The sequence below is a fragment of the Lysinibacillus sp. G1-3 genome, from assembly GCF_056322905.1.
The window spans coordinates 216,397-242,737 of record NZ_JBWHYQ010000007.1; the positions used below are offsets into that span (position 1 = coordinate 216,397).

The 26,341-nt window shown below is 37.8% G+C and carries 28 protein-coding genes; 23 read left to right on the plus strand and 5 right to left on the minus strand.

The window, feature by feature from the left end; translation table 11 throughout:
* Positions 1-232 precede the first annotated feature (232 nt).
* The 3 genes from ACVYAD_RS09345 to ACVYAD_RS09355 all read right to left on the minus strand — a co-directional run bounded on the left by ACVYAD_RS09345 (position 233) and on the right by ACVYAD_RS09355 (position 1,885).
* The gene (locus ACVYAD_RS09345) at positions 233-937 is read right to left on the minus strand and encodes a hypothetical protein (protein WP_349659028.1); all 705 of its coding nucleotides are present in this window, start codon (positions 935-937) and stop codon (positions 233-235) included.
* Between the two features lie 63 nt (positions 938-1,000).
* Positions 1,001-1,615 carry a CPBP family intramembrane glutamic endopeptidase gene (locus ACVYAD_RS09350; RefSeq protein ID WP_349659027.1) on the minus strand — a complete coding sequence of 205 codons (615 nt, stop codon included), beginning with the start codon at positions 1,613-1,615 and terminating at the stop codon, positions 1,001-1,003.
* A gap of 81 nt (positions 1,616-1,696) precedes the next feature.
* Entirely contained in the window at positions 1,697-1,885 is a 189-nt protein-coding gene (locus ACVYAD_RS09355; protein ID WP_053483503.1) for a YkvS family protein, read from the minus strand.
* Between the two features lie 125 nt (positions 1,886-2,010).
* On the opposite strand from ACVYAD_RS09355, the gene ACVYAD_RS09360 reads away from it, so the two are divergent.
* From ACVYAD_RS09360 to ACVYAD_RS09370, 3 genes are all read left to right on the plus strand, one after another.
* Positions 2,011-2,199, plus strand: coding sequence for a hypothetical protein (locus ACVYAD_RS09360; protein WP_349659026.1), 189 nt, complete (start codon positions 2,011-2,013; stop codon positions 2,197-2,199).
* 92 nt (positions 2,200-2,291) lie between these two features.
* The gene (locus ACVYAD_RS09365) at positions 2,292-2,468 is read left to right on the plus strand and encodes an aspartyl-phosphate phosphatase Spo0E family protein (protein ID WP_079559641.1); all 177 of its coding nucleotides are present in this window, start codon (positions 2,292-2,294) and stop codon (positions 2,466-2,468) included.
* A 332-nt stretch (positions 2,469-2,800) separates the two neighbouring features.
* Positions 2,801-3,667, plus strand: coding sequence for an NAD(P)-dependent oxidoreductase (locus ACVYAD_RS09370; protein ID WP_476426007.1), 867 nt, complete (start codon positions 2,801-2,803; stop codon positions 3,665-3,667).
* Between the two features lie 115 nt (positions 3,668-3,782).
* Here ACVYAD_RS09370 and ACVYAD_RS09375 read toward each other — a convergent pair whose 3' ends face one another.
* Positions 3,783-4,175, minus strand: coding sequence for a DoxX family protein (locus ACVYAD_RS09375; protein ID WP_197142234.1), 393 nt, complete (start codon positions 4,173-4,175; stop codon positions 3,783-3,785).
* A gap of 159 nt (positions 4,176-4,334) precedes the next feature.
* Between ACVYAD_RS09375 and ACVYAD_RS09380 the strand changes: the two genes are divergently transcribed.
* The 6 genes from ACVYAD_RS09380 (at position 4,335) to ACVYAD_RS09405 (ending at position 13,814) form a co-directional block, all read left to right on the plus strand.
* Entirely contained in the window at positions 4,335-4,652 is a 318-nt protein-coding gene (locus ACVYAD_RS09380; protein WP_476426009.1) for a winged helix-turn-helix transcriptional regulator, read from the plus strand.
* A 707-nt stretch (positions 4,653-5,359) separates the two neighbouring features.
* Entirely contained in the window at positions 5,360-6,688 is a 1,329-nt protein-coding gene (locus ACVYAD_RS09385; protein WP_476426011.1) for an MFS transporter, read from the plus strand.
* Positions 6,689-6,902: 214 nt separating this feature from the next.
* Positions 6,903-7,805, plus strand: a complete 903-nt coding sequence (locus tag ACVYAD_RS09390) for a chemotaxis protein (protein ID WP_197142230.1) — start codon at positions 6,903-6,905, stop codon at positions 7,803-7,805.
* A 277-nt stretch (positions 7,806-8,082) separates the two neighbouring features.
* Positions 8,083-9,636: a Ppx/GppA phosphatase family protein gene (locus ACVYAD_RS09395; protein ID WP_476426013.1), complete on the plus strand. Its 1,554-nt coding sequence runs from the start codon at positions 8,083-8,085 to the stop codon at positions 9,634-9,636.
* Entirely contained in the window at positions 9,626-11,782 is a 2,157-nt protein-coding gene (locus tag ACVYAD_RS09400) for an RNA degradosome polyphosphate kinase (protein ID WP_476426015.1), read from the plus strand. The genes ACVYAD_RS09395 and ACVYAD_RS09400 overlap by 11 nt, the downstream gene beginning before the upstream one ends.
* Before the next feature lie 28 nt (positions 11,783-11,810).
* Positions 11,811-13,814: an EAL domain-containing protein gene (locus tag ACVYAD_RS09405; RefSeq protein ID WP_476426017.1), complete on the plus strand. Its 2,004-nt coding sequence runs from the start codon at positions 11,811-11,813 to the stop codon at positions 13,812-13,814.
* Between the two features lie 150 nt (positions 13,815-13,964).
* Here ACVYAD_RS09405 and ACVYAD_RS09410 read toward each other — a convergent pair whose 3' ends face one another.
* Positions 13,965-14,579, minus strand: coding sequence for a TetR/AcrR family transcriptional regulator (locus ACVYAD_RS09410; RefSeq protein WP_476426019.1), 615 nt, complete (start codon positions 14,577-14,579; stop codon positions 13,965-13,967).
* 217 nt (positions 14,580-14,796) lie between these two features.
* On the opposite strand from ACVYAD_RS09410, the gene ACVYAD_RS09415 reads away from it, so the two are divergent.
* The 14 genes from ACVYAD_RS09415 (at position 14,797) to ACVYAD_RS09480 (ending at position 25,755) form a co-directional block, all read left to right on the plus strand.
* Complete coding sequence (locus ACVYAD_RS09415; protein WP_476426021.1) at positions 14,797-15,690, plus strand: NAD(P)-dependent oxidoreductase; 894 nt, start codon at positions 14,797-14,799, stop codon at positions 15,688-15,690.
* A gap of 15 nt (positions 15,691-15,705) precedes the next feature.
* Positions 15,706-17,226 (plus strand): CoA-acylating methylmalonate-semialdehyde dehydrogenase, encoded by a 1,521-nt coding sequence (locus ACVYAD_RS09420; protein ID WP_476426023.1) that lies wholly within the window; start codon positions 15,706-15,708, stop codon positions 17,224-17,226.
* Between the two features lie 62 nt (positions 17,227-17,288).
* Positions 17,289-18,605 carry a GntP family permease gene (locus ACVYAD_RS09425; RefSeq protein ID WP_476426025.1) on the plus strand — a complete coding sequence of 439 codons (1,317 nt, stop codon included), beginning with the start codon at positions 17,289-17,291 and terminating at the stop codon, positions 18,603-18,605.
* Positions 18,606-18,617: 12 nt separating this feature from the next.
* The gene (locus ACVYAD_RS09430) at positions 18,618-19,379 is read left to right on the plus strand and encodes a 3-hydroxybutyrate dehydrogenase (protein ID WP_476426027.1); all 762 of its coding nucleotides are present in this window, start codon (positions 18,618-18,620) and stop codon (positions 19,377-19,379) included.
* A gap of 16 nt (positions 19,380-19,395) precedes the next feature.
* The gene (locus ACVYAD_RS09435) at positions 19,396-20,580 is read left to right on the plus strand and encodes an iron-containing alcohol dehydrogenase (protein WP_476426029.1); all 1,185 of its coding nucleotides are present in this window, start codon (positions 19,396-19,398) and stop codon (positions 20,578-20,580) included.
* A gap of 143 nt (positions 20,581-20,723) precedes the next feature.
* Positions 20,724-21,176 carry an HIT family protein gene (locus ACVYAD_RS09440; protein ID WP_476426031.1) on the plus strand — a complete coding sequence of 151 codons (453 nt, stop codon included), beginning with the start codon at positions 20,724-20,726 and terminating at the stop codon, positions 21,174-21,176.
* Positions 21,169-21,984, plus strand: coding sequence for a PP2C family serine/threonine-protein phosphatase (locus ACVYAD_RS09445; protein ID WP_476426033.1), 816 nt, complete (start codon positions 21,169-21,171; stop codon positions 21,982-21,984). Before ACVYAD_RS09440 ends, ACVYAD_RS09445 begins: the two co-directional genes overlap by 8 nt.
* 105 nt (positions 21,985-22,089) lie before the next feature.
* Positions 22,090-22,386 carry a hypothetical protein gene (locus ACVYAD_RS09450; RefSeq protein ID WP_476426035.1) on the plus strand — a complete coding sequence of 99 codons (297 nt, stop codon included), beginning with the start codon at positions 22,090-22,092 and terminating at the stop codon, positions 22,384-22,386.
* Positions 22,383-22,679 (plus strand): hypothetical protein, encoded by a 297-nt coding sequence (locus tag ACVYAD_RS09455; RefSeq protein ID WP_476426037.1) that lies wholly within the window; start codon positions 22,383-22,385, stop codon positions 22,677-22,679. The genes ACVYAD_RS09450 and ACVYAD_RS09455 overlap by 4 nt, the downstream gene beginning before the upstream one ends.
* A 79-nt stretch (positions 22,680-22,758) precedes the next feature.
* The gene (locus ACVYAD_RS09460) at positions 22,759-22,947 is read left to right on the plus strand and encodes a hypothetical protein (protein WP_476426038.1); all 189 of its coding nucleotides are present in this window, start codon (positions 22,759-22,761) and stop codon (positions 22,945-22,947) included.
* 77 nt (positions 22,948-23,024) lie between these two features.
* Complete coding sequence (gene fadH, locus ACVYAD_RS09465) at positions 23,025-23,792, plus strand: 2,4-dienoyl-CoA reductase (protein ID WP_476426040.1); 768 nt, start codon at positions 23,025-23,027, stop codon at positions 23,790-23,792.
* 68 nt (positions 23,793-23,860) lie between these two features.
* Complete coding sequence (locus tag ACVYAD_RS09470) at positions 23,861-24,100, plus strand: short-chain dehydrogenase (protein WP_476426042.1); 240 nt, start codon at positions 23,861-23,863, stop codon at positions 24,098-24,100.
* A gap of 252 nt (positions 24,101-24,352) precedes the next feature.
* A complete protein-coding gene (gene cbpB, locus ACVYAD_RS09475; RefSeq protein ID WP_079559656.1) occupies positions 24,353-24,793 on the plus strand; it encodes a cyclic-di-AMP-binding protein CbpB in 441 nt (146 codons plus the stop codon).
* Positions 24,794-24,861: 68 nt separating this feature from the next.
* Positions 24,862-25,755, plus strand: a complete 894-nt coding sequence (locus ACVYAD_RS09480; protein WP_476426051.1) for a LysR family transcriptional regulator — start codon at positions 24,862-24,864, stop codon at positions 25,753-25,755.
* The last annotated feature ends 586 nt before the right edge of the window (positions 25,756-26,341 follow it).

Consider the following 26,341-nt stretch of genomic DNA (forward strand, 5'->3'; position numbering starts at 1 on the left):
TTAAAACTATTAGGGAGAGAACTTGGTGATTAACGTCATGGAAAAGGGGAAAGCGAGCGACAAAAAAGTATCCTGTCCTTGCGTAACCGCCCTTGTAACGGCTCCTAGCTACCCATGGTACCAATCCGACCAATCGGAAGGGAAATAAGCCTCACGCTACGGTGTAAACCGTATTAAAAACAATAAAAAGACTGTAGAGCAAACAAGTTTGTCTACAGTCTTTTTTGAATCATTATTTTTTAGAAATAGTTGCTGCCATTTTAAACATAGCATCAGTTAAATCAAGTTCTTCGTTATCGTGAATAGTTAATTTAATAATTAAACCATCTTTTTCAAAAACAACGCCGATTACTTTTTCTTTGTCATCAACAAAATTTACAACATAACCTTCAATGTTTTTAATACCCTTAAATGCAGCTAGATCCTCAGAAGATAAAGTTGATGGTTCACCAACAGCATTCATATAATCTTGCATAGATGTTTTTACTTCATCATAGCTTGATTGTGAAACATCTTCGATACGCATGAATACTTCAGCATTTTCGTTAGAAATTAACATGTCTTTACCAGGTTCTTCTTGAGAAAGTTTAAATCCAGGTAGTTGTTGCATTTTATAGCCTTGATCAGCACTTTTCGATTCGCTTGCTGTTTCAGTTTTTTCTTTGCCTTTTTGTACATAGTTAACTTCTTGTTTCGGAGTATTTGCACTATCTGTAGTGTCTGGTTTGTCTGTAGTATCTTTATCTGTTTCATTTGTAGGCGTTTCTTCTGAGTCATTTACAGTTTTATCCTCAGCTGATGGTTTTTGCTGTTGTTCAGTATTTGATGGCTCATTTTTTTGAACATCAGAATCCTCTGTTTTATCAGAAGTGTTACATCCTACGACTAAAATGGCTGTTAGTAATAATGCAGGTAGAGAAATTAATTTTTTTTGCATGAAAAGCCCTCCTTTTATTATTAAACGTTGGTAAAGAGAAAATGTTTCCAAATTTTAATGCTATTATGTTAAAGGTAACACTAAAAATAAGAGTAGTACAAAGACTACATGGGATACAATAACAAGTGGCATACTCTTACGCCATTCATATAACAAGCCCCAAATAATGCCGGTTACAAGTGCAGCAATCATACCTAGCATAAAGCCGCTTATTGCAATAGAGATAGCACTTAAAATCGCTGTTACAATGACTGCTAAAGTAGGTCTCATAAAGCGTTTCAGCTGTTGTTGAACATAGCCACGCCAAAAGAGCTCTTCACCAATAGCAACAATGAATACAAGTAATATATAGTGCCAAATAGTCTGTGGTCCATAATTTGCTAAAAACTTTTGTACTGATTGTACCAATGAACCATTAATATATGGTGCAAGCCAATAGCCAAAGCGTATAATACCGTATGTTATTGTACCGTATCCAATACCGAAAAGTAAAAATTTCCATGTCGGTAACTGATCTTCAATTTTACCAGCTAAAATCGCAATGGCAATACATACAAGTAAAGTAAATGCATATAGGTACCAAAATACAGCTTGGTTTGCAAAGGTAAAAGCAAGCATGCCATAAACGAATAATAAAGAAAGGAGCCATATTATTGTTTGTTTCGAATTTGTAAGCATTATTCGACCTCCATGCTTTTAATTTTATCAAAAAAAAAGTCCCTTATCATCTATAAAGACAAATAGGGACTATTCAGACTATTAAGCTTCATTTGTATATAAAATTTTGTAACGTTTATGGTTGACGACCGTCTTTTCTTCAATTTCAAGGGAATCGAAATTCTCCATGTATGTTAAATCAACGATCACCGAATTTTCATTTACTTTTTCGACTATACCTTGTAAGCCGTCTTTAAACTCGATAATATTTCCAACTTCAGCTATTTTCACAGACAGTCAGCTCCTTCATCGACTAATAATATACAGTTTGCATGAAAAAATGGAAAACGTAAAGCCTTTTTTGAATAATTCATAATTAATTACACAGAATGCTAAAAAAGAGAGGAATCAAAAAAATGGAAAAATACGAAAATATGCTTAAACAATTACAAAACGGGGAATTAAAAAGTATAGAGATAGAAAAGGAACAATTTTATGAGTTCCGAGAAGTACTAGTAAAACATCCTTTATTTAAACATTATAGAGGTGAGGCCAAACAAAATGGACGCGTAATTTATACTTATCAAGAAATTCCAAGAAGCTGATTTGTCGAACATTGTCGTAAGTTAATGCTGTAAGAAATGAAATATAAATGTATAATAATGGTATGATTATTTGTGTGTGGAGGGTTATATGAATGGTCAATCTACTCTTGAAACAAATGGAACAAACTCGTGAGATGATGATTCGCTCAGGTGTAGAGAACGGGTTACAAAATGCGAAAACCATTCAACTGAGTCGCAGATTAGATCAGTTAATGAATACTTATTATAGACAGACAACATTTGAAGAAGAAGAGCGTCAAGAAGATTGAAAGAATGTTCCAGTATTCAGAGTATAAACTTTTTAAATAATATGTTTAAAAAGCATTTGGTGGGGAATACTTATTTTGAACACAGCAACATTCTCATTTCCCCTTTAGAGCAGTGATACCCCATCTACTGCTCTCTTTTTTTTGTCTTCATTAAGCCAAGATGAAATTGATTTACTCGTATATATGCAGCGCATAAAGTTTTTAGTACAAGTTAATAAGAGAAGTTTGAATTATCGCACTTATTCAACTACACTTATAGATAAGAATAAGTGCTAACGGTTGATCAATTAAAAAGATCAATCATTGCCTTGATCACAAAGGAGTATGTACATATGGGAAAAGAAGGTATTGCATTTGTCGGCACAGGCGTAATGGGCGCAAGTATTATAAAACATTTATTAAAAAATGGTCATGAGGTAACAGTTTTTACACGCACAAAGGAGAAAGCGGAGCCACTCTTGGCGTTAGGTGCAACTTGGGCAAGTACACCAGCAGAAGCATTTAAACATAAGGATATTGCCTTTACGATGGTTGGATACCCTGCGGACGTAGAGGAAGTTTATTTTGGAGATAACGGTTTATTTCAAACAGCGGAATCCGGCAATATCGTTATTGATATGACCACTTCAGAGCCAACATTGGCAAAGAAAATTTTCGAACATGCTCAAAAACAAGGAGTAGAAGCGCTGGATGCACCTGTTTCAGGAGGAGATATTGGCGCTCAAAATGGGACATTATCAATTATGGTTGGAGGTTGCCAAGCTACATTCAATAAAGTATTACCAATTATGAATCATTTCGGTGAAAATATTGTTTATCAAGGAGAAGCTGGTGCAGGGCAGCATGCTAAAATGTGTAATCAGGTCGTTATTGCATCTGGAATGATTGGTGTGTGTGAGTCACTGGCTTACGGTTTAAAGGCTGGACTTGATTTATCGACAGTATTGCAATCCATTTCGTCTGGTGCAGCAGGCTCTTGGTCGTTAAGTAATTTAGCTCCTCGTATGATCAAAGGAGATTACGCACCAGGCTTTTATATCAAGCATTTTGTAAAGGATATGAAAATAGCATTAGATGAATCTAAAAAAATGGGAATTACATTACCAGGTCTAACACTTGCTTATGATATGTATGAAAGGCTAATAGAAGAGGGTTATGGTGAAAACGGTACTCAGGCACTTTTAAAGGCCTATCAATAGAGGTTAACCGACCACTAGAAAACTGAAGAATATAAAATTTTATGAAACCCGAAGTATCGATCTTAGATACTTCGGGTTTAGTAGCTCACTCAGAAAATAGTTAACTACGGCAGCATTACTCTTTATCAAAAAGTTTTGCGTCTAAAGAAAAACTAGATGCTCCTGCAAGTGCAAAGTATAAAGCCATCGCAGCTAAAGCTAAATCCAATTCGTACCCGGCTAAGCCGTTTTCCCCGATAAAGCCAACGCTAAGCTTCGCTGTAAAAATGGCAACGATCATTGTTACTGTCAATAAAGCGCCGATAAGTCTTGTACCTAAGCCTAAAATAATGGCTACACCACCGACTAATTCTATAATGGCAACAATATAAGCCATGAAGCCTGGAATACCAATGGCATCAAAATAATCAGCTGTGAAGCCGATACCTCCCTGAAACTTTTGGAAACCGTGAGTTGCAAAAATAATGCCAAGCACCACACGTAAAATAGTTGAACCGATATTTTGCATAGTTAAATAAACTCCTTTTGTTTTTTAGCTTACATTTCGTAACTTAGTTTATTTTTAAAAATAACTTTTGTCAAGTAACTAAATTTTATTTTTGGAAATGATTTTCGAAAAAATGATATACTGTTATATAAGAACAAAATACATTGGAGGCAGGAAAATTTGGATCAAAAAAAAATTTGTCCCCGATTTGAAAAAGCACTGAAAACATTAAATCATAGCTGGAACACCCTGCTTATATATCAGTTATTGGAAGGTCCTCAACGATACTCAACGATAAAAAATAAAGTGGGTATTAGCAGTCGTGTGTTAACGGAAAGATTAAAAGAGTTAGAGATTGAGAACATTGTGGAGCGCACGGTTATTCCATCAACACCAGTAGTGATTGAATACAAGCTAACAGAAAAAGGACATGCACTTGCACCGGTCCTTAAAGCAATTGAACAATGGTCTTCTATGTGGGTGAATATAGAAGAATAGTAAAAAGGATATCCAAGCGAGGGGGCTTGGATATCCTTTTAGAGTTGTTGGGAAATGGTAAGGAAATTGAAGGGGATTTCCGTCAAAAAAGTATGGCTCTCTTTTTCAGAGCGAGGGGTTGATTTCCGTTCCGGCTGGGTGCTTTCCTGGGTGCATCCGATGAGCCGCTTCACTCGCGTTGCTCGCTCCAGGGTCTCGGGCGAACAGGATGTTGGTCACGAAGGCGTTATCACAGGATGTGATGCTTATAGTCTTCGTTCCTCTATATCGCTGATCCCCAAGGAGTCACCCAGCCTCCACTCCAATCAACGACTTTCACATAGCATGTGTGAAAATACAGTGCTATCTTAGCGACATAAGCTACAAAGCGAAGTATGTGGCTCGATTCTTCCCAGAATAAAGCGAGTAGATGGATAGACATCTTATTTTTTGACAATAGTTTTGCAAAAACAGTAATATCCAAGCGAGGTGGGCTTGGATATTTTTTATTATGAAGGTATAGAAGTTACTGTTTAACTTATAAAAGTACTAAAGTCATTGTTTAATAAGTAAATCTTAAGTTTCTCGCAGCTAAGGAGAATTTTAGAGTGTTAGTTAAATAAAAATGCATGTATATTGTAAATAGTGTTAATTTTCATTAAATAAAAGGTATTTTTTATTACATGAGGGAATTTATTTAATAATATAGAGAAGGGAAGGAGGGTTTTATGAAGCGGAATTCAACAGTAGACGTCCAGCATCGGAGTCAGTTAGCACTTTATTTATCATTGCCAATTTTGTCATGGGCATTTTATGATTTTGCGAATACAATATTTTCTTCAAATATTAATACGATATTTTTCCCGTTTTATATGGATGAGGTTTTAGGGACGAATGAGGTAATGCAGCAGGTGGCAAGTACATTTATTTCTTATGCGAATGCGATCGCTAGCTTGTTTCTCGTTCTTTTTTCGCCACTTTTTGGAGTATGGATCGATCAAACAGGCTATAAAAAGAGATTCATAGTATGGTTTGCATCTATATCCATCTTCTTTACTTTTATGATGGGGATTTTTGCGAATTTACAGTTGCCAACAAATTTTTCGGGTGTGCCACTTAGTTTGTTTTTAGTTGTAGCTAGTTTTATCATCGCAAAATTTTTCTTTAATTCCAGTCTAGTATTTTATGATTCCATGATGGGTGATTTAGGGACAAAAGAGGAAATGCCCCTTATTTCGGGCTATGGGGTAGCGATTGGGTATCTTGGTACAATATTGGGACTACTTGTTTATTTATACGTAGGAAACAGTGATTTCCATCGAGCATTTATTCCGACTGCCATTTTATATTTATTATTTTCTTTGCCATTATTTTTTATTAATAAAGATACACCGATACCAACATCTCAACGAAAGCCTATTAAATTTTTAGATGGGTATAAGGAAATTGTTCAAACCTTTAAGGACATGAAGCAATATAAAGCTATTTTCACCTTTATGATTGCTTACTTCTTTTTAAATGATGCAATTGCAACAACTATTGCAATGATGGCTGTATATGCAACAACAATCGTAGGCTTTACTTCAGGTCAATTTATCGTGCTTTATTTAGTGTCTACGGTGTCAACTATTATTGGCTCTTTTGCATTTGGTTATATTACAAAAGCAATCGGTGCCAAACGTGCGATAACTATGGTGGCAATATTAATGATAGTTGCTTTAGCATTTGCTGTTTTCGCGACTGAGCAATGGATGTTCTGGCTTGCAGGTAGTATGTTTGGCGTGTCGCTAGGATCCATGTGGGTAACATCTAGAACATATATTATTGAATTGTCTCCTGAAGAAAAACGGGGTCAGTTCTTTGGCTTATTTGCATTTTCGGGTAAAGTATCCTCCATTATCGGGCCAGCAGTCTACGGAACCGTTACGTTATGGATGAAAGATTATGGAACGCTAGCGAGTCGTGTTGCGTTATCGACATTAATTGTGATGACGATAATTGGCCTATTGATACATTTAAAAGTCAATGGCTCAAAAGTTGGAGATGATATTAGATAAGACATATACGCATTCCATGTATATCCGGCTGAACACTTTCCTGAGGGCGCTTGGAGAGCCAATTGGCTTTTTGTTTACTGTATGGTAGTTCACCCGTGTTATGGATGGCGAGCCATGTTAATAATAAAATTGGAAAAAGCAAGTAGGAGAAATGTATCGCCTATGATACAATTGAATTATAAATAGAAGTTGGATAGAAAGGAGCGGGGTTGCTTTGGAACATAAAGGTATATTATTAGAAAGTGGCACAAATGAGCTAGAAATTGTTGAATTTGAAGTAGCTAATAATAAATTTGGTATTAACGTTATTAAAGTAAAAGAAATTATTCAACCGATTCCAGTAACATTTATTCCACACGCGCACCCGCATGTAGAAGGGATCATTCAATTACGAGGTGAGGTATTACCAGTAGTTGATATGCTCCGAGTATTAGGTATTCAAAGTCAAGAGCGTAGTTCTCAGCAAAAATATATTGTAGCTGAGTTTAATAAACAGCGTGTAGTATTTCATGTAGATAATGTAACACAGATTCACCGTATCTCATGGAATCAAATCGAGAAGCCTTCTGATATGTATCAGGGAGGAACATCACAAGTTATTGGTGTTATTAAGCAAAACGAGCAAATGATTTTATTGCTTGATTTCGAGAGAATTATGGTAGACATAAATCCCGATTCTGGTATTAGTGTAGAAGCCGTTAAAAAGCTTGGTAAACGTGAGCGTTCTGAAAAACGAATTTTAATTGCAGAAGATTCACCATTATTACGTAAGCTCTTATTCGATACTATGAATGAAGCAGGTTATGAGAATGTTGAATTCTTTGAAAACGGCCATGATGCTTATGAATACCTCCAAGCTATCGTTAAAAGTGGTAGCGATGTAGCCGAGCATATTCAATTAGTTGTGACGGACATTGAAATGCCACAAATGGATGGGCATCATTTAACGCGTAAAATAAAGGAGCATCCAGATCTCCAAAAGCTTCCTGTCATTATTTTCTCAAGCTTAATTACAGATGATCTTCGTCATAAAGGTGACCAAGTAGGTGCAGAGGATCAAATTAGTAAGCCAGAAATTACGGAGCTTATTTTACGAATCGACCAACTTATCATATAAAATAAAATTAAAGTTGGAAAAGGTACTTCACAATATTAATAATGGGTATCCTGAAAGTATATTAATAATGTAAGAAAGTCGGATGCCTCTTTTAGGCTCCGGCTTTTTTGTATAGATACATGAGGCTAGGGAAAAATAATATACAACGAGGAAGGCAAACCATTAGTCGACGAAAAAGAGGAGAGCACCCCAATGTTCGAGTACTTATACATTGTGGTTCACCTCCATATTTGATGTAGATCCATTAATACTATGCATGCGCTAAGGAAGTGATTATTTGAATGATTTAAAAACCGCTATTATCGATATTGGCTCAAACACTGTTCGCTTAGTATTGTATCGATATGATAAAGAAGAGGGACTTCGTGAGATAGGAAATATTAAAACGGTTGCACGTTTACGTACATATTTACAGCCCTCTGGTGAAATGTCTGAAGAAGGTATAAAAGTATTAACAGAAACATTATTGACTTATAAAGCAATACTTGATGATTATGAAGTGACTGATGTGAAAGCTGCTGCAACAGCTGCAATCCGTCAGGCAACTAATAGAGAAGAAATACTGACCTTAATGAAAAAACAGACAGGCATTCAAATAGAGCTTTTAACTGAAGAAGAAGAGGCATATTATGGCTTTGTTGCAGTGGCGCATTCTATAAGCACAAAGTCCGCTGTAACAGTCGATATTGGTGGCGGTAGTACAGAAATAACGCTATTTGAAAATAAAGAACTACAGAAATCTCATAGTTTCCCGTTTGGTACAGTTTCTTTAAAGCAACGTTTCGTAAAGGGCGAGATTATGAATGGTAGTGAAAAAAAGGAACTAATTGCATTTGTGAAGGAACAGTTCAAATCACTTTCATGGATTCAAAATATTGGTTTACCGATTATTGCTATTGGCGGTAGTGCTCGAAATATTGCCCAAATTCATCAACAAAAACATGCATATCCAATCGCAAGTGTACATGGCTACGAAATGACGCAGGGCAATTTAGATGAGCTCAGTGTATTTTTAAATAATTTAAGCTTTCATGATTTGAAACAGTTAGATGGGCTTTCGACAGATCGTGCGGATATCATCGTTCCTGCATTAGAGGTTTTTAATGCGTTGATGGAAATTGTTGGAAGTGAATTATTCCAGATAACAAAAAAGGGTTTGCGAGAAGGGCTCGTTATACAGCGTATTTTACAAACAGATAAAAGTGCGTTTGATAAATACAATGTGTTTGAGGGAAACGCTAAAAGATTTGCTCGTCAGTATGGTCGTTCTGAAGAAGAAGCGGACTATTTAATGCAGTTAACGGATCAATTGTACCGTGAATGTTGCCACTTTGGTTATTTACAACATCATCCAAAAGATTTGCACTTATTGTCGAAAGCGGCGAGGGTGTTTAATATTGGGGAGTATATTGAGTTAAGTTCGGCTAGTCAGCATACTTTTTATTTAATTGCGAACCAAACTATCGATGGGTTAAGTCATAAGGAACGTGTAAAATTAGCACTTTTAGCTTCGTATAAAAATAAAGATTATTATCAGCGATTCGCTGCTCCGTTTACAGAATGGATGAGTCGTGAGGAGTATCGCAAAATACGAGACTTTGGTGCTTTTTTGAAATTTGTCTATGCGTTAAATGTGTCTAAACGAACAATTGTTAAGACTATAAAGATGCAAACAAAAGAGGATTATGTACAGCTTAGCATCTATGTGAAAAATAATGCGGACGCTGAAAAATACCAAGCAAACCGACAAAAAAAACATCTAGAGCGCGCACTAAAGATACCGATAAAAATAAACTTTGTGGAAGTAGGGTTGAACAATTATGACAACTGAAATTACGAATAATCAGTTAAATGAAAAGGAATCAACAGAAATACAAGGTCGATTACTAGAGGAAATCGCTAAACCGCAATACTATAACAACCGTGAATTAAGCTGGCTTGCCTTTAATGAACGAGTTTTAGAGGAAGCAGAGGATATCAATAATCCTCTGCTAGAACGATTGAAGTTTTTAGCAATTTTTAGTTCGAATTTAGATGAATTTTTCATGGTGCGTGTTGCAGGACTACAGGATCAAGTGCGTGCAGGTTTCCATAAGCCCGAAAATAAGTCAGGCTTAACACCAAAAGAGCAATTAGCGAAAATTGCAGAACGAACTCAGGCATTAGTGCGCCGACAAACTGAAGTTTACAGACACTTAATATATGATTTATTACCACAGCATAATGTACATATCGCAGACATGAAAGACTTAAATAGTGCACAGAAAGCATTTATCAATGAAATGTTTGCAGAAACAATCTTCCCTGTTTTAACACCCGTAGCTGTAGATGCTTACCGTCCTTTCCCGACTTTGCTTGGTAAAACATTAAATTTACTTGTTTTATTAGAGCAAGATGAAGCGGACATTGAGAATCATGAAAAGGTAGCTATTGTACAAGTTCCATCTGTTTTAGATCGTTATATTAAAGTACCATCAGCAGACGGAGAGACGGTTATTGTCTTATTAGAAGACGTGATTGTAGCGCATATAGAAAAGCTCTTTTATGGTTACAGTGTCAAATCAGCGCAGGCTTTCCGTTTGACACGTAATGCTGATTTAACGATTCATGAAGAAGGCGCAAGAGATTTACTTGTAGAAATCGAAAAAGAGCTGAAAAAACGCAAATGGGGTGTAGGCAGTCGTCTCGAAGTTCGTGAGGGTGAGATGAGTGAGGAAGTGCTTTCATACTTACTCGATGAATTTGAAATTGAAGAAACGGATGTTTTCCATATAGATGGACCATTAGATTTAACATTTATGTTCTCTTTTGTAAAAGGTATATCTGTTGGTCGAGAACATTTAGAATATGAAAGCTTTATCCCACAGCCGCCATTAGATTTGCAATCGGATGAAAATATTTTTGAAAAAGCGCTGCAACAAGACATTTTCTTCCATCATCCGTTTGAATCATTTGCGCCAATTGTAGATTTTATTGCAGAAGCGGCCGTTAATCCGAACGTTTTAGCGATTAAACAAACTTTATATCGTGTAAGTGGTAATTCACCCATTATACAAGCCTTAAAGCTTGCAGCAGAAAATGGTAAACAGGTAACAGTTTTAGTTGAATTAAAAGCACGTTTTGATGAAGAAAATAATGTTCTTTGGGCAAAGCAACTTGAGCAAGCTGGCTGCCTTGTTATTTACGGCATGAATAACTTAAAGACACATTCGAAAATAACGCTTGTTGTAAGTCGTCGTAATGGGAAAATTGAGCGCTTTGTTCATCTGGGTACAGGAAATTATAATGATGCAACTGCAAAAATTTATACAGATATGGGTATCATAACAACAGATAAGGAATTTGGCATTGATGCCACTAACTTCTTTAACTATTTAAGTGGCTATACAGAGAAACCAACTTTTAATCATTTAGTTGTGGCCCCGTTTGATATTCGTGATGAATTTATCCGCTTAATGGATGAGGAAATTGCCTGTCATAAGAAGCATGGTAATGGTTTTATTCGAGCTAAAATGAATTCACTAACGGACAAAGACTTAATGATGAAGCTATATGAGGCATCGATTGCAGGTGTGAAAGTAGAGCTGATCATTCGTGGAATTTGTTGCATTAGACCAGGCATCCCTGGAATTAGTGAAAACATAACAGTAACGAGCATTGTTGGTCGTTTCCTCGAGCATTCGCGTATTTATTGGTTCCATCATAATGGGGAAAATAAAGTATATTTGTCTTCGGCGGATATGATGACTCGTAATATGATTAAACGTGTGGAAATTTTATTCCCAGTATATGCAAGCGAAGCCAAAGCTCGTATTATTAACATTATGAATACACAACTTGAGGATACAGCAAAAGCTCGTATTCAAGATTCCAATGGAAAATATCATTATAAAGAATTTGATCGTGGTGAAGATCCAATTAACAGTCAGGAAATTTTCCTAAAGGATGCACTAAAACCTACGCTAGACGAAGAATAAGCAAACACGCTACTTAGTGAGGGATATAATGAAAAAATATAAAGAGAATGTAGCGCAATTTGCAGACTATCATCAAATCATACAACTTAATCCATTTGATGCGGTCGTATGTTTGAGAAAAGTGGATACAAAAGCGTTTGAAGTCGTTAATTTTAACGATAAACTACCGTCATTTTTGAAGCTACAAGATGTGAAAGCTACTAACGCTGAACAATTTTTTACGGAGCAGTGCTGGCTACAATTATCGAATATAGTACAACAACAAATAAATCTAGAGCAAAGACTAGAAGTATGTACGGAGCACAAAGTAAAAACATTTGCTGTTCGTGTACAGCACTTAGAAAATTCAGTTGTAGCAGTTATTCTACGTGAGAAGAAAATTGAAGTAGAACCTTATTTGCAATTTGTGGAACAGCACGTATGTCCGGTGTTAACAGCTGATTTACAAGGTCGCATTATTCATCAAAATGTTGCTGCCACTTCTCAGTTGTTAAAAGAACAACAAAGCTTGATCGGACAAAATATTTTTACATTATTAGAGAGTAAGTATATCGACGAATTTAAATTATTATTTGCAAAAACTATTGAGGGCTCAGCATTTGGTATGCCAGAATGCTTGTTTAAACAACAACTGTTAAGTAAAGAATCATTTTATTTACGAACGCATCCAACATACTTTAATGGTGAAATTATAGGTGTACATTTATTTGTGAAAGACGCAACCTCATTTATGAATGATCATCAAGCCTTTTATTACCTAGCATTAATGGACGAATTAACGGGTATTTGGAATCGTAAGGCTTTAAAGGAACAGTGGCTTCAGCATTTAAATGATAAAAAGCAAAATAAGCAAGCAGCTATTATTTTGATGGATATTGATCGTTTTAAAAAATTTAATGAATCCCTTGGCGAAAGTAAGGGTGATGAGCTTATACGAATGTTTAGTCAAAGACTTAGGGAGCTCTGTCACGCTAAATGCTCGTTTTATCGTTATAATAGCGATGAATTTATTTTTGTTCTAAAAGATGCAACCGTCGACAAAATTGAACAGACGGCCAATGCTATTTTAGATGCATTAAAACAGCCATTCATGATTGATGGGCAGGAATATTTTATTAGTGTGTCGATTGGTATCTCCCTTAGTCCAGCGGATGGCAAAGATTTAGAAACACTTATACGTAAAGCAGATAAAGCATTATTTTCTGTAAAAGACCATGGTCGTTCACACTACCGTTACTATCGTGAAGATACGACAACTATTTTTCCAAATGAGGCACTAATGGAGGCGCATTTACGTCGTGCTATCGAATTTAACGAGTTAAGTATCCATTTACAGCCACAAATGGATTTAACGAATAACAGTATTAATAGCTTTGAGGCATTATTACGATGGAATAACCGGAAATTTGGCTTTGTGTCACCTGCACAGTTTATACCCATTGCAGAGGCATCAGGCTTAATTATTGAAATCGGTGATTGGATTATTGACGAGGTGTGTCGCTATCAAAAAGAGTGGCAGATGAATGGCTATCGACCAGTACGAATTGCCATCAATATTTCGCCAAAACAATTTAGAAAAGAAAACTTTGCTCGGAAAATTAAAGCGGCTTTGAAAAAATATAATGTGCCACCTGAATTATTAGAGGTGGAAATTACCGAAAGCTCTATGACGAATGTCCATGAAACATTTTCAATTTTAACCGAATTAAAGCAGCTAGGTGTTTATGTTTCCGTGGATGATTTTGGAACGGGCTATTCATCTTTAAGCTATTTAAAACGTTATCCGATAGATATTATAAAAATTGACCAATCGTTTATAGCGGATATTACGAAAGATGATAAAAATGAGGCCATTATTAAAGCCATTATTTCAATGTCCCATAATTTAGGGTTGGAGGTCGTAGCTGAAGGAATCGAGGAACTATCACAGGTCGATTTTCTAAAACGTCACCAATGCCAAAAAGGACAAGGCTATTTATATAACAAGCCATTGCCCGTAGAAACCATTGTTAATAAATATTTTGTTAGCTAAAGCCAACAAACAAAGTAGCACTTCATCAATTCTGATGAAGTGCTACTTTGTTGTAGAGCTTTAGGAAGACCGAGCAAATAGAGATTCAATACAACCTAATCAGAAAATGTCTTCACCCGAGCTCTCTATGCAACCTCTTCTAAAAGTTGGTTATTTATTTTCTGCTTTCAATCCATCTAAAACAATAGCTGTAAATTGCGCCATTTCCACAGATAAATTGAAGTCGTCATTATGAATTAGCCAATCATAGACATTTGCACGCATACAACGCTGAATAATAGCCTGTACTTGAGTAACCTGCAAATCTTGACGAAATTCTCCAAGACGAATGCCATCCTCTAAATAAGTATTAATTATTTGGAATATTTTCCTTTGTGGACTAATTAAATAATGATCTTGTTCCACTTGACTTGTCATCGCCGCAGTATAGACTGTACGCAATAAATCCTTTCCAACAACGTTCGTTAAATACTTCATTTGCTCTTGATAAAGCGTTAAAATTTTTTCGCTTGCTGGTAAAGAAGAGTCGATATTTTTTTCTACAGTGCTATAAAAACTATCGAGTTCCTTAAATTTTTCTAAAATAACATCGTACTTAGTTGGGAAATAAGTGTAAAACGTTCCCTTCGATACATTGCATGCTTTCGTAATTTGTTCAATGGATACATGCTCATATCCATGTTTATTAAATAAATCTAAAGATGTTTTAAGTAATTTTGCCCGTGTTTCTATTGCCTTTTTTTGACGGCTCGTTAGTGGATTCATGTTCTCATATTCCTCCGAAATAAGTATATTAAGATGCCCTTACAAAAAATCTGAAAATATAAAATATTTTGATTGACGTAAGGGATTTAGTTTGATTATCATTTAATTGACTGGGGTCAATGACTGCGGTTAATTAATATTTTGTTATTAATGTTACGACAAAGGAGTAGAGTTGGCTAGTGTTTCTCGAATTTTCAAGGAGCAGGGGAGGTCAATAATGACGGAGAAATTAGGTTTTATCGGCTTAGGCAATATGGGGTTACCGATGTCAGTAAATTTATTAAAGGCTGGCTATAAGGTTTATGGTTTTGATATTAATTCGCAAGCAATTGAGCAATTTAAAAAAGAAGGTGGAGTTGGACTTGCAACAGCAAAGGAAGTTGCTGAGCAAAGTGATATTATCATGACTAGCTTGCCGACACCACAAGTAGTAGAACAAGTATATAGATCTGAACAAGGTATATTGCACCATGCTAAGAAAGGATGTTTATTAATAGACTTTAGTACGGTGAATCCCGAATTAAATGATTCCTTACATAAGGAAGCACAATTATTGGGATTAAGTTATCTTGGGGCACCTGTTAGTGGAGGCGTTATAGGTGCTATTAATGCAACACTTACGATAATGGTTGGTGGTAAAGAGGAGGATTATCGAACTGGGTCTAAAATTTTCCAAATAATAGGGAAAAATATTTATCATCTTGGTACGTCTCCAAGTGTAGGTACACGTATAAAATTACTCAATAATTTAATGATTGGATTCTATACAGAAGCAGTCGCTGAAACAATCGTGCTTGGTGAAAAAATGGGGATCCATGCAGATACGCTGTATGAAGTATTAAGTAATAGTTATGGTCAAAGCCGTATTTATGAACGCAATTATTTGGAATACATGAAAAACGACAACTATCAGCCAGGTTTTTCTACAAATCTATTACTAAAAGATTTGAAGCTTGCAAAAAATATGGCAGATGAAGCAGGGGTACCACTTCGAATCGGGGAAAAATTAGTGGATCTTTATAGCGATATTTCTCAGCAGGGCTATGGAGAAAATGATATGTCTGCCACTTATTTAAGTCTAAAAGAAAACTGTAAAATTGAACAATCTTAAAGGAGGACTAAAAATATGACAACAGCACAAGAGGTTAAAACTTTAACACACTTTATTGGTGGAGAACTAGTGGAAGGGAAAAGTGGACGTTTCGGGTCAGTATATAATCCAACGACGGGTGAGGTAATTGCAAAGGTTCCACTGGCAACTGTAGAAGAAACGCGGGAGGCTATTGATAAAGCACAGGCAGCGTTTCCACAATGGAGAGATACGTCAGTAGCAAAACGTGCTGAGATTGTATTAAAGTTCCGTAATCTTATTACTGAAAATATGGAGGAACTTCTACAAGTTATTTGTACAGAGAGCGGTAAAACAATTGAGGATGCGAAAGGTGAAATTACACGTGGTTTGGAGTCTGTTGACTTAGCTATTAGTGCACCTCATTTAATGAAGGGAGAGTATTCTGTCAACGTCGGTGGTCAGATTAATGCCTACTCTGCAAAGTATCCATTAGGTGTTGTAGCGGCTATCTCGCCATTTAACTTCCCAATCATGGTGCCTTTAGCACAAACAAGTATGGCAATTGCTGTCGGCAATGCAGTTATTTTAAAAGCTTCTGAGCGTGTTCCTATGACTGCCTTATATGTGAGCGAACTTTGGAAAAAAGCTGGTTTACCAGATGGTATTTGGACGGTAGTAAACGGGGATAAAGATGCAGTGAATGAACTATTAGAGAACCCGATTGTACAAGCAATTTCATTTGTAGGATCGACACCAGTTGCCCAATATATTTATGAAACAGGCTCGAAATACGGTAAACGTGTTACAGCTCTTGGTGGAGGGAAAAACAATATGGTTGTGATGCCTGATGCAGATCTTGATCAGGTAGCAAATGCATTTATCGGAGCAGCTTATGGGGCAGCCTCTCAACGTTGTATGGCCATTTCAACGATTATGCCTGTTGGCAAGGATACAGCAGATCGTCTTGTTGAAATCTTAAAGGAGAAAATCTCTAACTTGAAGGTAGGTTCATATACAGATCCAGAGACAGATTTTGGCCCTGTCATTTCACAGCAATCGAAGGAAGCGATTATTGCGGCTATTAAACGAGGCGAGTCTGAAGGTGCGACGGTTATTTGTGATGGTCGTAAGCTCGATATTGTCAAAGAGTCAAAAGGATTCTTTGTAGGGCCAACATTGCTAGATAACGTAAAACCAGGCATGGAAATTTACGAACAAGAAATATTCGGTCCAGCTCGAAATGTTGTACGTGTTGATTCATTAGATGAAGCCATCCAACTTATTAATAAGCATGAGCTTGGAAATGGAGTAACAATCTTTACGAATGACGGTTTAGCAGCTCGTAAATTTACAACAGAAATCGATGTTGGGATGGTTGGCGTGAATGTACCAATTCCTATTCCAGTTGGTTACCATAACTTTGCAGGATTTAAAGGCTCTCGTTTTGGTGAAGGGCATATGTTTGGTCCTGATCAGGCACGCTTCTTTACAAAAACAAAAACAATATCAGAGCGTTGGATGACAGGTCAAGTATCGACAGCATCTACGTTTGCATTCCCAAGTAATAACGACTAATAAAATAGAAGAGCTGTGTTCTTTTACAGCTCTTTTTTCAAAAAGAATATGAGGAGGATGGGATGTTAGAATACGTTGGGCTTTTTGGTAGTTTAGCTTTACTCGTGTATTTAACGATGAGAGGCGTAAATTTACTGATTTCAGCGCCGTTGACAGCATTGATAGCGGCAGTAACGAATGGTCTAGCATTTTTTCCACAAACAGCTGATGAGAATCAGACTAACTTCTTAACAAGTTATATGGACGGGTTTACGGGATTCGTTGGTTCATGGTATTTAATGTTCATGGCAGGTGCTATTTTTGGAAAGGTAATGGAGGATACTGGGGCGGCCGATAGTGTTTCTAAATGGATTGTAGAAAAAATTGGAGTGAAATATGCAGCCTATTCAGTAGTACTTGCTGCAGCTGTACTAACATATGGTGGTGTCTCAGTGTTTATCGTAGCCTTCTCGGTCTATCCAATGGCTATTAGTTTATTCAAGCAAGCGAATTTTCCTCGTCGCTTTATACCTGCTGCACTTGGTTTAGGTTCTGTAACCTTTACGATGACCTCAGCAGGTTCACCGGAAATTCAAAACTGGATTCCTATTCCATACCTTGGTACAACGCCATATGCTGGATGGGAAGTAAGTATAGTTGTTGCAATTTTTATGGCAATTGGTGGGTCACTGTGGCTAAATTGGATGATCAAACGTGCAGTAAAAAGCGGAGAGGTATTTATAGAACGATCTAATGACCCAGTAGTTGATGAATCTCGTAAGCTTCCGAGTCCAATTTTAAGTGTTGTACCACTATTAGTAGTTTTAGGTATTTCCTTTGTGTTCCATAATTCTCTTGGAACTTCAGCTTTAATTGTGGCATTAACGAGTGGATGTATTACTGCTTATTTAGTGAGCTATAAATATTCAAAATCTGTCGGTGCCACACTAGGAGCTGGTGCTATGGGTGCTGTTGTAGCTATTGCTAATACAGCAGCGGTGGTTGGTTTCGGAGGTGTGGTAAAAGCTACACCATCATTCGTGGCAACTGTTGACGTTATGACTAATATTCCTGGAAGCCCGTTAATTGGCGGTGCATTAGCCATTGCTGTAATAGCTGGTTTAACAGGCTCAGCTTCTGGCGGTCAAACAATTGCAATGCCTTTACTTGCGCCTCACTATATTGACATGGGAGTTGATACCGAAGCATTACACCGTACAATTGCTATTGCGTCGGGGTCTCTCGATTCATTGCCGCATGGTGGTTATGTAGTAACAACGATCAATTCTGTATGCAATGAAAAGCATAAAGATGCTTATATGCCATTTGGTGCCTTAACTGTCATTATACCAATCATAGGTACGATAATCGCAATCATATTATTCTCACTAGGAATGTAGGAGGACTTTGAGGTGAAAGGAAAAACAGTTTTTATTACTGGAGCAGCTCGTGGTATCGGGTTATCCATGGCATTAGCGTTTGCTGAGCAGGGAGCGAATGTAGTGATAACAGATATAAATGAACAGCTTTTAGCAGAGGCAGTTAAGCATAATCCGCAATTAACTGCATACACATGCGATGTTACAAATGAACAAGCTATATGTGATGCGATTGACTTTACTGTTAAAAAGTTTCAGACAATAGATGTTTTAATCAACAACGCAGGGTTTCAGCGTGTTTCTCTTATAGAGGATTTCGCGACTGAAATCTTCGAATCTATGCAAAAGGTGATGCTTGTTGGGCCTTTTATAGCAATGAAATATGTTTTACCACATATGAAGAAAAATAAGTTTGGACGCATTATTAACATGGCATCTATTAATGGCGTTATTGGGTTTGCAGGTAAAGCTGGATACAATGCCGCAAAACATGGGCTTGTCGGTTTAACGAAAGTGGCTGCACTAGAGGTTGCAATTGAGGGGATAACCGTGAATGCCATTTGTCCAGGATATGTCGATACAGAATTAGTGCGTAATCAGTTTAGGGATTTGGCAAAGACAAGGGGAATTCAAGTAGAAGAAGTGCTTGAGCAGGTGCTATATCCACTCGTTCCTCAAAAACGTTTACTAGATGTATCGGAAGTTACAGGACTTGCGCTTTATTTAGCTAGTGATATGGCAAAGGGTATAACAGGTCAAACAATACTTTTGGATGGCGGTTATACAGCACAATAGCTTAGGAGGGTGAAATATGATTCAAACAAAAACAATCTATACAGTTCATTCACCAGGAACAATCGTTTATGGACGAGATTCTTTTGAAGAAGTGGGCGTATATGCAAAAAAATTAGGGACTAAAGCACTTATCATTAGTGATCCGATCATGGATCGCTTAGGCTTTGTTAATCAATGTAGCACATTCTTAAGAGACAATGGATTGGAAACGCTTTCATATTTAGGGGTAACAACGGAACCAGTGGATACGTATGTAGCGGAGGGGCTTCATATTTTACAGTCTGAGGGTTGTGATCTTATTATTTCCGTCGGTGGCGGGAGCTGTATCGATACAGGAAAAGCTATCGCAGTAGTCGCAACAAATGGTGGCTACATTGGCGATTATATGAAAATGGAAAAAATTGCAGAGCAAGCACCGATTCCACATATCGCAATACCGACAACAGCGGGAACGGGCTCAGAAGCAACAGATGCAACCGTCATTACTAATACGAAAAATGAAGTGAAAATGATGATTAAGCAGCCCGCATTTATGCCAAATATAGCTATTGTTGACCCGATTTTAACGGTTACATCTCCACCATCCATTACTGCGGCAACTGGTATCGATGCATTAAGTCATGCCATTGAAAGTTATTTATCTCGATTAGCACATCCGTACTCGAATGCTCTTGCATTATCAGCTATGGAGCTAATCGTTAATAATATTTTAAAAGTTTATGAGCAAGGTAACGAAATTGATGCGCGGGAAGCGATGTCACTAGGCTCAATGCAAGCAGGTCTTTCATTCTCAAATGCTTCTGTTGCTTTAGTGCACGGCATGTCTCGTCCAATAGGAGCGCTATTTCATGTACCACATGGTATTTCAAATGCAATGCTTCTGCCAGCAGTATTAGAATTTTCAAAGGATGCTTGTGTCGATCGACTAGCAGATCTAGGTAAGTTTTTCAATAAAGATAATGAACTGTTATCTCAAGAAGAGCTTGCCGATTTAGCTATTGTTTCAATTAAGGAAATGTGCAAGAAGATGGATATAGGGAATTTGAAACAATGGGGAATTGATGAGCAAGCGTTTTACGATGCTATTCCAAAAATGGCAGCTGATGCAATTGCCAGCGGTAGCCCTGGAAATAATCCTAAAGTCCCGACACAGGAAGAGTTAATGGAGCTTTATAAAATTGCTTTCCATTATGAGTTTTAGGAATTCGAAAAGAGACTGTCTAAAATAGAGTTACAAATTCATATGTAATTTGTAACTCTATTTTTTATTAGATCGGAAAAATATCCCAACTTATTGATAAATGTGTTATAATTTCGAAAATTTAGACGGAGGAGTGAGGATTAATGGAGGAATGTTTTATTTGCAATAAACATGCTGGCAACATTCTAGCTTCAGAGTTAAGGATTTATGAAGACAAATACGTTTATGTTGGGCATATAGACAGAACTGGAGCACCAAATTATATAGGTCATATCATGATTGATTTAAAAAGACATGTTCCTACTCTTGGAGATATGACTATAGAAGAGGCAAAAGCATTTGGTGTTATTATGGCTAGAGTTAGTAAGGCAATTATGGAGTGTGAGAATGCAGAGCATATCTATTCATTGGTTTCTGGAAACTCAGTGCCACATTTGCATATGCATTTAGTTCCTCGATATCCGAATACGCCTAAACAGTATTGGGGACCAAATGATGTGTATGATTGGGAAAATGCCCCTATGGGTGACAATATAGAAGTTGTTAAGCTTTGTACTCGAATAAAAACATATCTTGAGAATAATGCATATGAGTGAATCTATAGAAGATTTTAGTTGGATAGGTAGCCAAGACAACTTCATAGATCACCCGAATCTTTATCAAATTAAACATGTTATTGTTGGACGATATGGTGGTAACTCCGACGCAGGACAATATAAAAACGAAGACGGTTGCTTAGTATGGCTAGATGAAAAGCAAGATTGGGAGTTTTCCATTTTACTAGATGCTCATAATACATCTGAGAGTGCTCAAAAAATTATCGAACAATTTCTTGCTCATAAAAATGAATTTACACATTTATTATCTTTACCGACAAATCATCAAACCTTCAAAAGGATCGAAAAGAAAATTTTAACTATATTTCAAGCGGAACAATTCTTATCTATTTGCCGCAATATTACTGGAGAAACTGCGTGTTTAATTGTTGTAAGAAAGGATAAATATGTATGGTGGTTTTCGATTGGAGACTGCGTTCTTTTTTTACTTCACGAAGAATTGGCTGCATTAGGTCAGTTTCAATTAAATCAAAGGCAATTTTACGAATGGATAGGACAAGTCAACACGTTTGAACAGGACGTCCCTTGCTATAGTGTAGGAATTAAAGAATTAAGAAAAGGAGAAAATCGTCTTTTTCTAACTACAGATGGCTTACTTGAATGTCCTCATGAACCATACGCTAACCCAATTAACATTTACAATTCCTTCTGTAACACAAACGATAAGGAAAGCATTTGGTCAATGTTAAAGAATATCCAAAAAAATGGTGTCAAAGATAGCACTACTATAGTTTTCTGGAAAGTGAAAATTTCAAAGGAAGCTACTAGAGCGAGTAATCAAGATTAATGGGTGTAATACTCGTGCGGGTCAGTGAAATACCCGCGGAAGAGAAGCAAAGCCCCGCGCGAGGCGGTGAAATACCCGGAAGAGAAGTGAAGCCCGCGTGCAGAAGTGAAATACCCGCGCGGAGCGGTGAAATACCCGCGGAAGAGAAGCGAATACCCGCGCGAGGCGGTGAAATACCCGCGGAAGAGGAGCGAATACCCGCGCGAGGCGGTGAAATACCCGCGGAAGAGAAGTGAATACCCGCGGAAGAGGAGCAAATACCCGCGCGGAGCGGTGAAATACCCGCGGAAGAGAAGCAAAGCCCCGCGCGGAGCGGTGAAATACCCGCGGAAGAGAAGCGAATACCCGCGCGAGGCGGTGAAATACCCGCGGAAGAGAAGTGAAGCCCGCGTGCAGAAGTGAAATACTCGCGGAAGAGGAGCGAATACCCGCGCGGAGCGGTGAAATACCCGCGGAAGAGAAGCGAATACCCGCGCGAGGCGGTGAAATACCCGCGGAAGAGAAGCGAATACCCGCGCGGAGCGGTGAAATACCCGCGGAAGAGGAGCAAATACCCGCGCGGAGCGGTGAAATACCCGCGGAAGAGAAGCGAATACCCGCGCGAGGCGGTGAAATACCCGCGGAAGAGAAGCAAATACCCGCGCGGAGCGGTGAAATACCCGCGGAAGAGAAGTGAAGCCCACGTGCAGAAGTGAAATACCCGCGGAAGAGAAGTGAATACCCGCGCGAGGCGGTGAAATACCCGCGGAAGAGAAGTGAAGCCCGCGTGCAGAAGTGAAATACCCGCGGAAGAGAAGCGAATACCCGCGCGAGGCGGTGAAATACCCGCGCGGAGAAGTGAAATACCCGCGGAAGAGAAGCGAATACCCGCGCGCAACAATAAAATATCCACGAATACCCCGCAACATAAGAATTCCAGCTAGAAGAACCTTTCAATTTTGCATCCTCTCTATAGATTTGTAGAATTAATATGACATATGTGAGAGAATATAGTAATATTTAAGTGAATCATCATTCATTTTTACGAAGGGGGAAATTGTATGTTGCAGGGGAAAACAATTATTATTACGGGTGGATCAAGTGGAATGGGGCTTTATATGGCGAAGCAATTCGTTGCTGAAGGGGCAAATGTTGTCATTACAGGTCGTAATGAGGAGCGGCTGGCAGAGGCGAAAGCTTTTATTTTAGAGGCGGGAAAAACGATTGAAACATTTCCAATGGATGTTCGCGTGCCTGAGCATACGGAGGCGATGCTAGCATTTGCTGTTGAAAAGTTTGGACAAGTTGATGGGCTTGTGAATAATGCAGCCGGTAATTTTATTGTCCGTGCAGAGGATTTATCTCCTAATGGTTGGAAGGCTGTTGTTGATATCGTTTTAAATGGGACATTCTTTTGTTCTTCTACGGTCGGTAAGTACTGGATCCAAAATAATATTAAAGGATCTATTCTTAATATGGTTGCAACTTACGCATGGAATGCAGGTGCTGGTGTTATTCATTCGGCAGCAGCGAAAGCAGGTGTATTGTCATTGACTCGAACGTTAGCTGTTGAATGGGGAAAACAATATGGCATTCGAGTAAATGCAATTGCTCCAGGTCCTATTGAGCGTACAGGTGGTGCAGATAAGCTTTGGGAGTCAGAGGCTGCAGCAGCTCGTACATTGGACTCTGTTCCGTTAGGTCGTACAGGTACGCCTGAAGAAATTGCTGATTTAGCAACATTTATGATGTCTGATAAAGCAAGATATATGAATGGGGAATGTGTGACGCTTGATGGTGGGCAATGGCTCAATCAGTATCCATTCTAAAATAAATATTTTTGCATAATGGAGAGCTGGGTTGACGCATACTAAGGGCAAAGAAAGGAGTTTTGCCAATGGGTATGTGGTTAATACCGGCTCTTATTGCCATTACGATTATTTCTGCTATTTCGCTTGTGTCAACGCTGAAGATTGCCAAAATGACGTCTCAGCGGAAATCGGAAAATGATACGCCGATTTCAGAAACCGTTGAAGATTATTCGACGATGCTCAACCCGGTTGTCTGGGTATATATCATTTTTTTACTCTTTTTAGGGATAATGATTTTTTATTATTGGAGTAAGTACGGTTATTAAAAAGATTTTTGTCTTCATTCAGTTCATATTTTTAAATATAACTGAATGAAGATATTTCCATTTCTCTCGGGTGAAACCTTCTTTATATATATGCACTTTCGATACTTAGTTTTGTTTCAAATTGCTAAAATAATTCGTTGCTAATAAAAAACTCTTCTCAGCCTTGTCGTGGTCATATAAGGAAAAGTTATGATATGATAAAAGGGAAGCATCCTGTTCTGCAAAGCGGGGACAGAAAAGGAGAAGAAGTTCATGATTTCAACTAACAGCAAAGACTTATTAGCAATGCCAATTAGTGATTTTATTATTTCATCTGAAAAGGTTGCGCATGTACAAAGTGGAAATAGTGCGGAACATGCACTCCTAGTACTGACGCGTACAGGGTATTCTTCGATACCTGTTTTAGATTTGAAATATCGACTTCAAGGTTTACTAAGTATGAAAATGATTACTGAATCTATTCTTGGACTAGAACATATTGAATATGAAAAGCTACCCGATATTAAAGTGGATACGATAATGGATAAAGATATCGCTGTATTGAAATTGACGGATACTTTTCAGCGGGCTCTAGACTTAGTAATTAACCACGCCTTTTTATGTGTTGTGGACGAAGATGGAACATTTGCAGGGATTTTAACGAGACGAGTTATTCTAAAGCAATTGAAAAAATATATTTATCAAAAAGAGTAGTAGTTTAAGAGGGGACTCAGATGAAAATCATGAGGCCCTCTTTGCTTGTAACGGAGGTTTACTGATTGATGGCAACGGAGGATGAAATTTTAAAAGTACTAGCAGAGGAACGTAATATGCGTAAAGCAGCAGAACGATTATTTTTATCGCAACCAGCACTTTCTCAAAGACTTCAAACTATTGAAAAAGACTGGGGCACGCAATTATTTATTCGTTCGCAAAAAGGACTTACGGCGACACCTGCTGGAGAGCTTATTATTGCCTATGCAACAGAAATGCTCAGCAAAAAAGAAGAGATTTATGAAACAATCCAGTCATTAACGACGAAAGTAAACGGGACATTGAAAATTGCCTGTGCCTCGATTGTCGGACAAAACTGGCTTCCGATAATATTAAAGGATTTTGTATCGAAATATCCTGATGCAAAAATTTCTCTTATGACTGGCTGGAGCTCTGAAATTGTAAAAGCACTTTATGAGGGTGAGGCTCATGTAGGGATTGTGCGTGGGCAGGTTGATTGGAAAGGGGAAAAGATTCACCTTTTCCGTGACACCCTTTATTTAGTGGATAAAGAGTTAAAAACGATAGAAGATGTGCTGACGACAGATCGACCTTTTATTCAATTTAAAAGTGATTCCAATTACTATCAGGAAATTCAACAATGGTGGCGTCAGCATTTTGCTTCAAATCCAAGAAAACAAATTTTAGTTGATCAAATTGAAATTTGTAAGCAAATGGCATTGAATGGTATCGGTTACGCTATCTTACCTTCAATAACGTTAAATGACAATGATGGTATTAATAAAATAGCATTAACTAATAATGAAAAAGAATTTGGTATAACGCGTGATACTTGGTTAATTGGCTATGAATCTTCATTTGAGTTACGACAAGTAGAGGCATTTGTAGAGGTAGTGCAAGACCATGCGCGATGTTTGTTTGATTATACGAAATTAAAATAATAGCAAGGCGGTTTCAAGTGATTCACTTGGGGCCGCCTTTTTTATACGATTCTTAATCTCACCATCATGGGGTTGATTTCCGTTCCGACTGGGCGCTTTGTTGCTGCCGCTACGCTTTCGCACAGTTAAAACATTTGTTGCTGCCGCTACGCTTTCGCACAGTTAAAACATTTGTTGCTGCCGCTACGCTTTCGCACAGTTAAAACATTTGTTGCTGCCGTTACGCTTTCGCACAGATAAAACATTTGTTGCTGCCGCTACGCTTTCGCACAGTTAAAACATTTGTTGCTGCCGTTACGCTTTCGCACAGATAAAACATTTGTTGCTGCCGCTACGCTTTCGCACAGATAAAACATTTGTTGCTGCCGCTACGCTTTCGCACAGATAAAACATTTGTTGCTGCCGCTACGCTTTCGCACAGATAAAACATTTGTTGCTGCCGCTACGCTTTCGCACAGTTAAAACATTTGTTGCTGCCGCTACGCTTTCGCACAGTTAAAACATTTGTTGCTGCCGCTACGCTTTCGCACAGTTAAAACATTTGTTGCTGCCGCTACGCTTTCGCACAGTTAAAACATTTGTTGCT

Bases quoted from the DNA above. Each gene is read 5' to 3' on its own strand.
- ACVYAD_RS09345 (WP_349659028.1), bottom strand. From the start codon at position 937: ATGCAAAAAAAATTAATTTCTCTACCTGCATTATTACTAACAGCCATT.
- ACVYAD_RS09420 (WP_476426023.1), top strand. From the start codon at position 15,706: ATGACAACAGCACAAGAGGTTAAAACTTTAACACACTTTATTGGTGGA.
- ACVYAD_RS09385 (WP_476426011.1), top strand. From the start codon at position 5,360: ATGAAGCGGAATTCAACAGTAGACGTCCAGCATCGGAGTCAGTTAGCA.
- fadH (WP_476426040.1), top strand. From the start codon at position 23,025: ATGTTGCAGGGGAAAACAATTATTATTACGGGTGGATCAAGTGGAATG.
- ACVYAD_RS09470 (WP_476426042.1), top strand. From the start codon at position 23,861: ATGGGTATGTGGTTAATACCGGCTCTTATTGCCATTACGATTATTTCT.
- ACVYAD_RS09405 (WP_476426017.1), top strand. From the start codon at position 11,811: ATGAAAAAATATAAAGAGAATGTAGCGCAATTTGCAGACTATCATCAA.
- ACVYAD_RS09440 (WP_476426031.1), top strand. From the start codon at position 20,724: ATGGAGGAATGTTTTATTTGCAATAAACATGCTGGCAACATTCTAGCT.
- ACVYAD_RS09360 (WP_349659026.1), top strand. From the start codon at position 2,011: ATGGAAAAATACGAAAATATGCTTAAACAATTACAAAACGGGGAATTA.
- ACVYAD_RS09350 (WP_349659027.1), bottom strand. From the start codon at position 1,615: ATGCTTACAAATTCGAAACAAACAATAATATGGCTCCTTTCTTTATTA.
- ACVYAD_RS09400 (WP_476426015.1), top strand. From the start codon at position 9,626: ATGACAACTGAAATTACGAATAATCAGTTAAATGAAAAGGAATCAACA.
- cbpB (WP_079559656.1), top strand. From the start codon at position 24,353: ATGATTTCAACTAACAGCAAAGACTTATTAGCAATGCCAATTAGTGAT.
- ACVYAD_RS09480 (WP_476426051.1), top strand. From the start codon at position 24,862: ATGGCAACGGAGGATGAAATTTTAAAAGTACTAGCAGAGGAACGTAAT.
- ACVYAD_RS09370 (WP_476426007.1), top strand. From the start codon at position 2,801: ATGGGAAAAGAAGGTATTGCATTTGTCGGCACAGGCGTAATGGGCGCA.
- ACVYAD_RS09375 (WP_197142234.1), bottom strand. From the start codon at position 4,175: ATGCAAAATATCGGTTCAACTATTTTACGTGTGGTGCTTGGCATTATT.
- ACVYAD_RS09435 (WP_476426029.1), top strand. From the start codon at position 19,396: ATGATTCAAACAAAAACAATCTATACAGTTCATTCACCAGGAACAATC.
- ACVYAD_RS09415 (WP_476426021.1), top strand. From the start codon at position 14,797: ATGACGGAGAAATTAGGTTTTATCGGCTTAGGCAATATGGGGTTACCG.
- ACVYAD_RS09410 (WP_476426019.1), bottom strand. From the start codon at position 14,579: ATGAATCCACTAACGAGCCGTCAAAAAAAGGCAATAGAAACACGGGCA.
- ACVYAD_RS09425 (WP_476426025.1), top strand. From the start codon at position 17,289: ATGTTAGAATACGTTGGGCTTTTTGGTAGTTTAGCTTTACTCGTGTAT.
- ACVYAD_RS09445 (WP_476426033.1), top strand. From the start codon at position 21,169: ATGAGTGAATCTATAGAAGATTTTAGTTGGATAGGTAGCCAAGACAAC.
- ACVYAD_RS09365 (WP_079559641.1), top strand. From the start codon at position 2,292: ATGGTCAATCTACTCTTGAAACAAATGGAACAAACTCGTGAGATGATG.